Origin of the sequence: Propionivibrio limicola, assembly GCF_009469695.1 — a bacterium.
Taxonomy (GTDB): domain Bacteria; phylum Pseudomonadota; class Gammaproteobacteria; order Burkholderiales; family Rhodocyclaceae; genus Propionivibrio; species Propionivibrio limicola.
The window spans coordinates 409,078-416,038 of record NZ_SSSR01000001.1 but is presented as its reverse complement, the minus strand read 5'-3'; the positions used below and the strand labels follow the sequence as shown (position 1 = coordinate 416,038).

Genomic DNA, 6,961 nt, shown 5'->3' with positions numbered 1-6,961 from the left:
GCCGAACATCCGGTCAATCGTGTCGACGAACTCCTGCCTTGGGCCGTGGCAACGCAGATCGCCTCGCCTGACAACGCTTCAGCCTGATTCCGGTTTCAATTTCAAGACGGCGTTGGCAGAACGCTTACATTGCTTCGATAGAGAGCGCAAGTTAAACAGGCCGTCGGCGACTTGTCGCCTTCAGGCAATTTCAGTCTCGGCACCCGCCGCCTTCCGCCTTGGAGTGTAAATCGACGGGAGGAGCAATGGAACTGGTAGCGCTTCACAAACGCGTCATCGGACTCGATGTGCATCAGGCGCAGATCACGGCCTGCGCGATTATCGAAGAGGCCGACGGAACGCTTGCAAGCCTTCTTGGTCCGTTCAATGTGGGACGGATGGACGCTTATGGTGAAGTTGGCTACGCGCACAGCAAAAAGGCCACCCGGTTAGGGTGGCCTTCTTACATCAAGTGGTGCCGCTTGCCGGAATCGAACTGGCGACCTTTTCATTACGAATGAACTGCTCTACCAACTGAGCTAAAGCGGCTTAAACCAAAACTTGTTTAATCGTGTCTGAACTGCTTCAAGCATCAGACTGCCGGCGGGCCGGAAGCCTTGCACTGCTAGCCTTTGAGATCAGGTACCATAGCTGGCTGATCCAATTGCGAATCAGTTGCTCTACCAACTGAGCTACAACGGCGAAGAGGGTGTATTATAGTTGTTAGGGCTTGGCAAGGTCAACTATCTGTTGTGCCCAATGTTTCCTCAGCGCGTTTGTCGGGACGACTGCATGTGAATTACCAGCAGTCTGTTCCGGTGCCAGTCTTAACTCCGGTGCTACTTAGAGATAGTTTGCCGCAACTGTCAGAGGATTGTACTCCTGTCGGCGTCGCGCAGATGCGGTAGGAAGAGGAGCTCGGATTTGTGTTTGCAGTTGAGCCACAGACAGTCGCGCTGGTCGGATCAGCGTCGAATGCGAGGGTGTAAAACTCTTCTGAAGAGACAGTGTTTCCAATGCTTGAAGTTGAGCTAAGTGCCGGAGCGCTATAGGTCGAATTTTCTGTGTAGTACCGCTCCAGAGCTTGGCTGATGGAAAGAAGGGCTGCTTTCCCATCGCTACGACGACTCTTGCGCATGAATTCAGTGTAGTTGGGAAGCGCAATGCTGGCCAAAATGCCGATGATGACTACTGTGACCATCAGTTCGATGAGGGTAAATCCACGTTGTATTTTTTGTTTCATGATTTTTCCTCTAGTCATTCAAAATCTCGCGCCAAGAGATACGCCCTGCGACGGCTTGTCCGAGGTTGGCTTTATATGAATCCATTTCTCCATTGCTGCCTCCTTGATAGATTGTGCCTATTCCTTGGCCCTCTATCAGCAGGGTTCCTGATGGGGTTATGCCAACGTTTGATTTTCGTGCGCTTGCATAGGCCGAGGTTCCGCCGAAATTCAGCATGTCCTGTACTGCATTGAATGCTGACCACTGTAGTCGAGCACCAGTGAGCGCATCTACGTAATAGTCCCAACCCGTTCCGCCTGCCTCGCAAGCATCTCCCGAGGGAATCGTGCTGGTGAATTTCAGAATGCCTCCGCCGAGAATTTGTGGGTTGAAAACAATACGTTCCTTACTCTCGGGAAGATTTATATACCAGCCGTCTTTTGCGCCTGCTCCTTCCCATGCAACAGGGTTTGAGGAAACTGTCCGGTACGATTCGCCTCCCGTGCTAACTGTGTAGCTGTTGACGGTCTGTTGTTGTAAGCTCGAGTGGCTGGTTGAGGAAACGGTGCTGCCGCTCATTTTGTCCCAGACGCCATAGATGGACTGGACTTGGGTTGTCGAAGGATCGGTATTCGCGATGTAGCTACCTGTTCCGAAAATTACGACTACCCCGCCGGATGGATGCAGAATGACGTCGGGGGCTGTGGTAATTGGTTGGCGTGCCGGGGTCGATTGTTCGTCCATGGCAACGTAAAGTGGCAATGGGTCCGAAGATGACCCGAAAGCGGTTGCCCAGCTATTTGTATTGTCGGATGTGAAATCGATCCGCCACAGGTTGCCCTTCAGGTCTCCCCCATAGATATAGTCGACTGTTCCATCGGCATCGATGTCGATAGGTGCCACCTCTGAAAGACCGTTAGGATTGGCGGCATCGGTTTCGTTTAGTGCGATTTTCTTTACAAGATAGCCGGTGTCTGCGTCGAGAATGTACAGAGCCGCATCTCCGGTGCCTCGATAGCCATCCGCCTCAGTATTGTGGTAACCGTTGCCGAAAACAACATACCATTTCCATGTGCTACAGAATTTCGGTGTGGCAGACGAAGAGTTATCTCTCTCCGTACAAAGCTTAACGATGTATGGGCGGCTATACGTATAACCCAGTTCAGAATCTCCTGTAATCGTTGCAGAGGTAGAGTTTCCGTCGTGGTCGTGGTCTAGAAATTCCCATTTGACAATGGACGAGGCATTGGCCTCGGAGAAGTTGCTCGGATTCGTGATGTCTAGCGCGTATATTCCTTGCCCCCCTCCTGAAAGCCCTCCAACGAGAATTGTTTTCCATGTATCTGCTCCTGTGCCGCCTGCGCAAGAGCCTGTGCAGATATCGCCAAACGTCGGTGTGCCATCTACGTAGTAATGATGAGGATTGGTTGCTTTCCCGTAGTCATTGCGAGTGAGAGCACTTAGCAGTGGTACGCCGCTCCGGGTGCGATACATTTCACTTGGAACGTAGGCTAATAGTTCAACCCCCGTGAGCGCGTTAAAACCATGGAGCATGCCGTCGTTGGCGCCTACATAAAGCATTTTTGTGCGGTTAGCCTTTGTGTTACTAAAAAGGGCATAAGACGCATCGCCATATCCAAAATTTGGTTTCCCAACAAATTGGGCTTGAGAATTGACGATATCCCCAAGCCGGTTGACGGTAGTTGTGCCGGTAATCGTGGGACGTGTCCGCATACCAGTGACGTCGTCGCCACGCAAGAAGGTGGTGCGGTCACTACCTAGATTGTCTATCGTGCCGCCAGCATTTTTGTTCAAAGATGTTCGCAACGTCATTGGCGTGCTATTAGTCATGCTATCCCATTGAAATGGAATGCCTCTGCCGCTTGTTTTGTCTACGTCATACGTCAAGATTGTCCGGCTACTGCCAGAAGCCGTTGCCAGTTGCTGTTGCGCTTGCCAAGTGACAGCAGACAATCCACTGGATGTAACGGGGTAGGCGTTAAGTTCGCCCGACCAAACCCCGCTCCTGAAACGCGACTGATAAATCAGAGTGCCTGACTGAAGCGAATAAGAATTTGTCGATAAAGACGCCGATGTGCCCGAGTCATCGCTGATTTTTGCCATTGCCTTATCCATTTGCGTTTGCATCTTCAGCGGATTGACAACCAGGAAGTAGTTGTCCGGAACGCCATCGCCATCAGCGTCCCATTCTGTACTTTCGGGAATGTTGTTACTGTTGGCATCGGAAAAGCCTCCAAATTTGGCGGCGTACCACAGTGGGTCCTCTAAAAGAGTACCAGCGGTTGTATTGCTGCTAGGAGTGAACGTACGTGACGAGCTGAGCGGTAGTGCTGCTCCACTAGTGTTGGGGGTGTCAAGGAAATAGTCGGGATCGGAACCAGCCGAGGTGTCGACGTCTCTTACCTCAAGATAGACGCCATCGGCAGTGGTGCCCGAGATGACATATCCCATGTGTTGAATAATTCCGCCCGCCGCATAGTCGGAGCTTAATGAAACAGAAATGGTATTGTTCGCATTGAGTCTAACTTCGTAGGTTGCAATCGCATCCATGTCATGATCGGCGCCTTGCTCAACGTCTTCATAGTTGATGCGGAACTTATAGTAGGGGCGTCCTTCATTCACCGCAGCGTTTGTGTTGCCTGCCGTGGTGTTGTTGATCGTTTCAACATAGAAGTCGACTATTTGATCCGTTGGCTGGAAATCCCCCTGTGTTGCACTGATGCTTGAACCTCCGACGGATTTTGCGAAGGGTACAAGGCTGACTTTTTTGCCCCCCACCAGTATTTCGATTTTCGGTAATGCTGGCGCTAAAGCAATCGAATAGGTAGATGCTTTTTGGTTTCCAGTTGCTGTGTTTATGTCATGTGTTTTTGCAAAATAGGCCACGCTGGCTACGGAGTAGCTGCCTTGACGGGTAGGTTCTCCCGGTGCCAATCCTCTAATGTTGCCGAAACTACCAGCTGATTTGACTGTTGGGGCGCCGTCGTAGGTGCCAGCTGACTGACCTATAAATATGTTCTTGGTTACACCGCTTCCAAACTCAATTTCCCAAATGTTTTGTCCGGTAGTCGTTGTGCTGAATTCTGTGATGTCTCCTGCGAAGCCTCCAAAATAAGAGCCGGGTACCTGATCGGAGTCAAACGACGGATAAACGTCGCTGACGAGCATGAAATAAGGCTTTGCACAACTTGGGTAGTTGTTGGCTCCATAGGGGTCTGTGTTTGTGCCCCAGGTGACTTTCGGGAGTCCAAGGCCATCATCTTTGGTGCTGGTGCCGACAAAATCACTCGTCGCGCTTGTTTTTCCGGTGAAGTAGCGCAGGCCTTCATACATCATTTCGCCAAGAGGATTGCCCCACATCTCGCATTCGCCATCATTGATTTGACGGTTTGTAATCCATCCACATGAATAGCTATATGGTGAGAAGCCAGTTATTTTGAGCCGGTCAATAGTGCCAATAACGCCTCTTACACATTGACTCGTTCCTGATTCTCCACATGTTGTTCCTGATTCCTTGAAGCTTCCTGTGGAGCTTTCTATTTCATTAACGATTGAGCTTACTTCTTTTCTAAGAATACCGCCTTTAGTGTTTTTGTCATACGATCCAGTGATTAGTCCAAAATACATCCCGTTATTCTGGCCATATTTATGTAGCAGTCCTGTCGGCTTGTAGACGATTGGCGATGTTCCGTAGCCTTGACAGTTGCTCTCCCTTCCCCGGTTGTTTTCCGTACCTACATCGGGGATGGTTTTGCATACTTCCACCCGAACGTTGTAATCCGTAATGGCCGATGCCGGTACGTTTATTTTCTCATACAAATAGTAATTGTCTTCGCCGGTTCTTTCGTGGTGGCGGAATTTGATCGTATGAGTTCCGGCGGCGAGTGTTACATCGATCGAATGAGCGGATGGGTCTGATGATTTTCCATGGCCGCCATACCAACCGATGCGTTGAGTCCCATCAATGAACAGATCAATCGCATCGTCGCCATCAATTCCGAATGTGTAAGTGGCGGCGGTCGGGGTGTTTAGCGTGCCCGTAAAGACTGTCATGTAGTTGTCGTTAGAGCAGGTGCCTAAGGTTGGTGCCCCCTGGGTAAATGGGTTGCCCGAACCATTTATGCTGCTTATGGAACCTGTTCCACAACGGCGCGACAGTGTCCCATAGTTAACTTCCATCGAATCAAAGGCCGATTGTGATGTGGGTGAAGCTTCTTCCGCTGTGTTGTAGGTCGTCTGAGTCATGTTGCTCAGGCCATTAGTGTTGCTTGCCGGAACAATGGACCAGATCGTGCCAGCGCTTGTCGCACAGGCCGGGCCGCTATTACCTGAAAGACACTTGTCTCCGGCCACCGGTTGTTCGATTGAGAGCCATTCCCATACGCGGTACTTGCTGTCATTTAACACTCGCAGTAGCGGGCGACTCGTATCAGACGTCAAAGTAACATTCGCAAAAATGTGGCGATAACCAACGACGGGTAAGCTCAATGGAGTGTATTCGCGTATGTCGTAACCATCGTAGGCTACGCTTGTATATTCCTTGCCCCAAGAATGAGCGTCTTGAGGAATGAATGAGCGTTCGAGAATGGTCTGTGTTGTGGTATCGGTGCTTCGTTTTCCACCATAGAAAACCTTTCGCAAAGCGTCTATCCGTGATGTGGTCAAGTAGTTAAGAAAGTCGCCACTCCAATAGCCATCGTTAGCGCCTGTGCATTTCTTATTTGCGGTTATGGCGACCGGGGTGAATATCCCGCCGCTGTAGTCGTAACATTTGTAAGAGTCAAAATTGCCAAGATAATCGATGCTTGGCTTGTAAAATTGTTCAATGATTCCGTCGCCGTCCAGGTCGGAGTAGTCGTTATATGCTTCGTAATAGAGTTTGTGGTCACGAGCCATCGTGAGCATGACTAATGGGGGCTGGCTTGCTGTCAGATATAGCGGCCCTTGCGCCAGGCTTGTTGCGTTGGCAGGTGTTATGAACATCGGCGCAATGAGCAATCCCCATGGGATGGTTTTCGAGATTGTCTTTGTCAATGGGCGAATATCGGGCATCACGTATTTCTCCTAGCAAATCGGTTTGTTTGCTAATTCAATATTGTCTGTAGTTTCCCTGGAGCATTACTCTGGTCGTCGTGGATTTGCCGAAACCCACTGCGGTGACACGATAGACATATTTTTGCTCGGGTTGGCCTTGGGACGTTTTGAGCGAGGCTGCGTTGGGAATCTTGAGGACTTCGATGATGTATCTAGGGAGTGCTCCGACAGCCTGCGAACCACTTACATTCAGCGAGGAAGCGCCTGTGATATCTCCGTAAGCGATGCTTTTTCCGCTGTTTGCGCCAGAAATCCACCCTGTGTCGTTTTGTTTTATTTCCAGTTCTTCCCAGATCGGGCTACAGTCCCCTGACGCAGAAGTGTCCGTGCACAGGTTTGGCAAACACAGGCCAGCACCTTTGGCGTCCGACGATGAACTGCATCCGGAAACAAATCCCGTTTCACCATTGATTCGGATGCCGGCGATGATTTCGCGCTCGGCGTCACGCAAGGCTGATTCAGCCGCTTGAAAGGCTACATTCCAGTCCCGCGTATTGCTAATCATCCGTTCTTCCAGAATGCTGGTTCTCATGAGAGAAATGACCAGAATCGTCAACACGACCAGAAAGAGCATTGCGGAGATAAGGACAAATCCGCTTTGTTGGGTTGTCTGGTGGGTCTCACAACTTTTCAATTTGGAAACT

3 protein-coding genes and 1 tRNA gene are annotated in these 6,961 nt (G+C 50.4%); all 4 read right to left on the bottom strand.

Annotation, left to right across the window (positions count from 1 at the left end):
- Window positions 1-452: 452 nt before the first annotated feature.
- A tRNA-Thr gene (locus GH659_RS01985) sits at window positions 453-528 on the bottom strand.
- Window positions 529-778: 250 nt separating this feature from the next.
- The gene (locus tag GH659_RS01980; RefSeq protein ID WP_153109022.1) at window positions 779-1,222 is read right to left on the bottom strand and encodes a type IV pilin protein; all 444 of its coding nucleotides are present in this window, start codon (window positions 1,220-1,222) and stop codon (window positions 779-781) included.
- 10 nt (window positions 1,223-1,232) lie between these two features.
- Complete coding sequence (locus GH659_RS01975) at window positions 1,233-6,275, bottom strand: PilC/PilY family type IV pilus protein (RefSeq protein ID WP_153109021.1); 5,043 nt, start codon at window positions 6,273-6,275, stop codon at window positions 1,233-1,235.
- A 37-nt stretch (window positions 6,276-6,312) separates the two neighbouring features.
- Entirely contained in the window at window positions 6,313-6,951 is a 639-nt protein-coding gene (locus tag GH659_RS01970; protein ID WP_153109020.1) for a pilus assembly PilX family protein, read from the bottom strand.
- Window positions 6,952-6,961 lie beyond the last annotated feature (10 nt).

Bases quoted from the DNA above. Each gene is read 5' to 3' on its own strand.
- GH659_RS01975 (WP_153109021.1), bottom strand. From the start codon at position 6,275: ATGCCCGATATTCGCCCATTGACAAAGACAATCTCGAAAACCATCCCA.
- GH659_RS01980 (WP_153109022.1), bottom strand. From the start codon at position 1,222: ATGAAACAAAAAATACAACGTGGATTTACCCTCATCGAACTGATGGTC.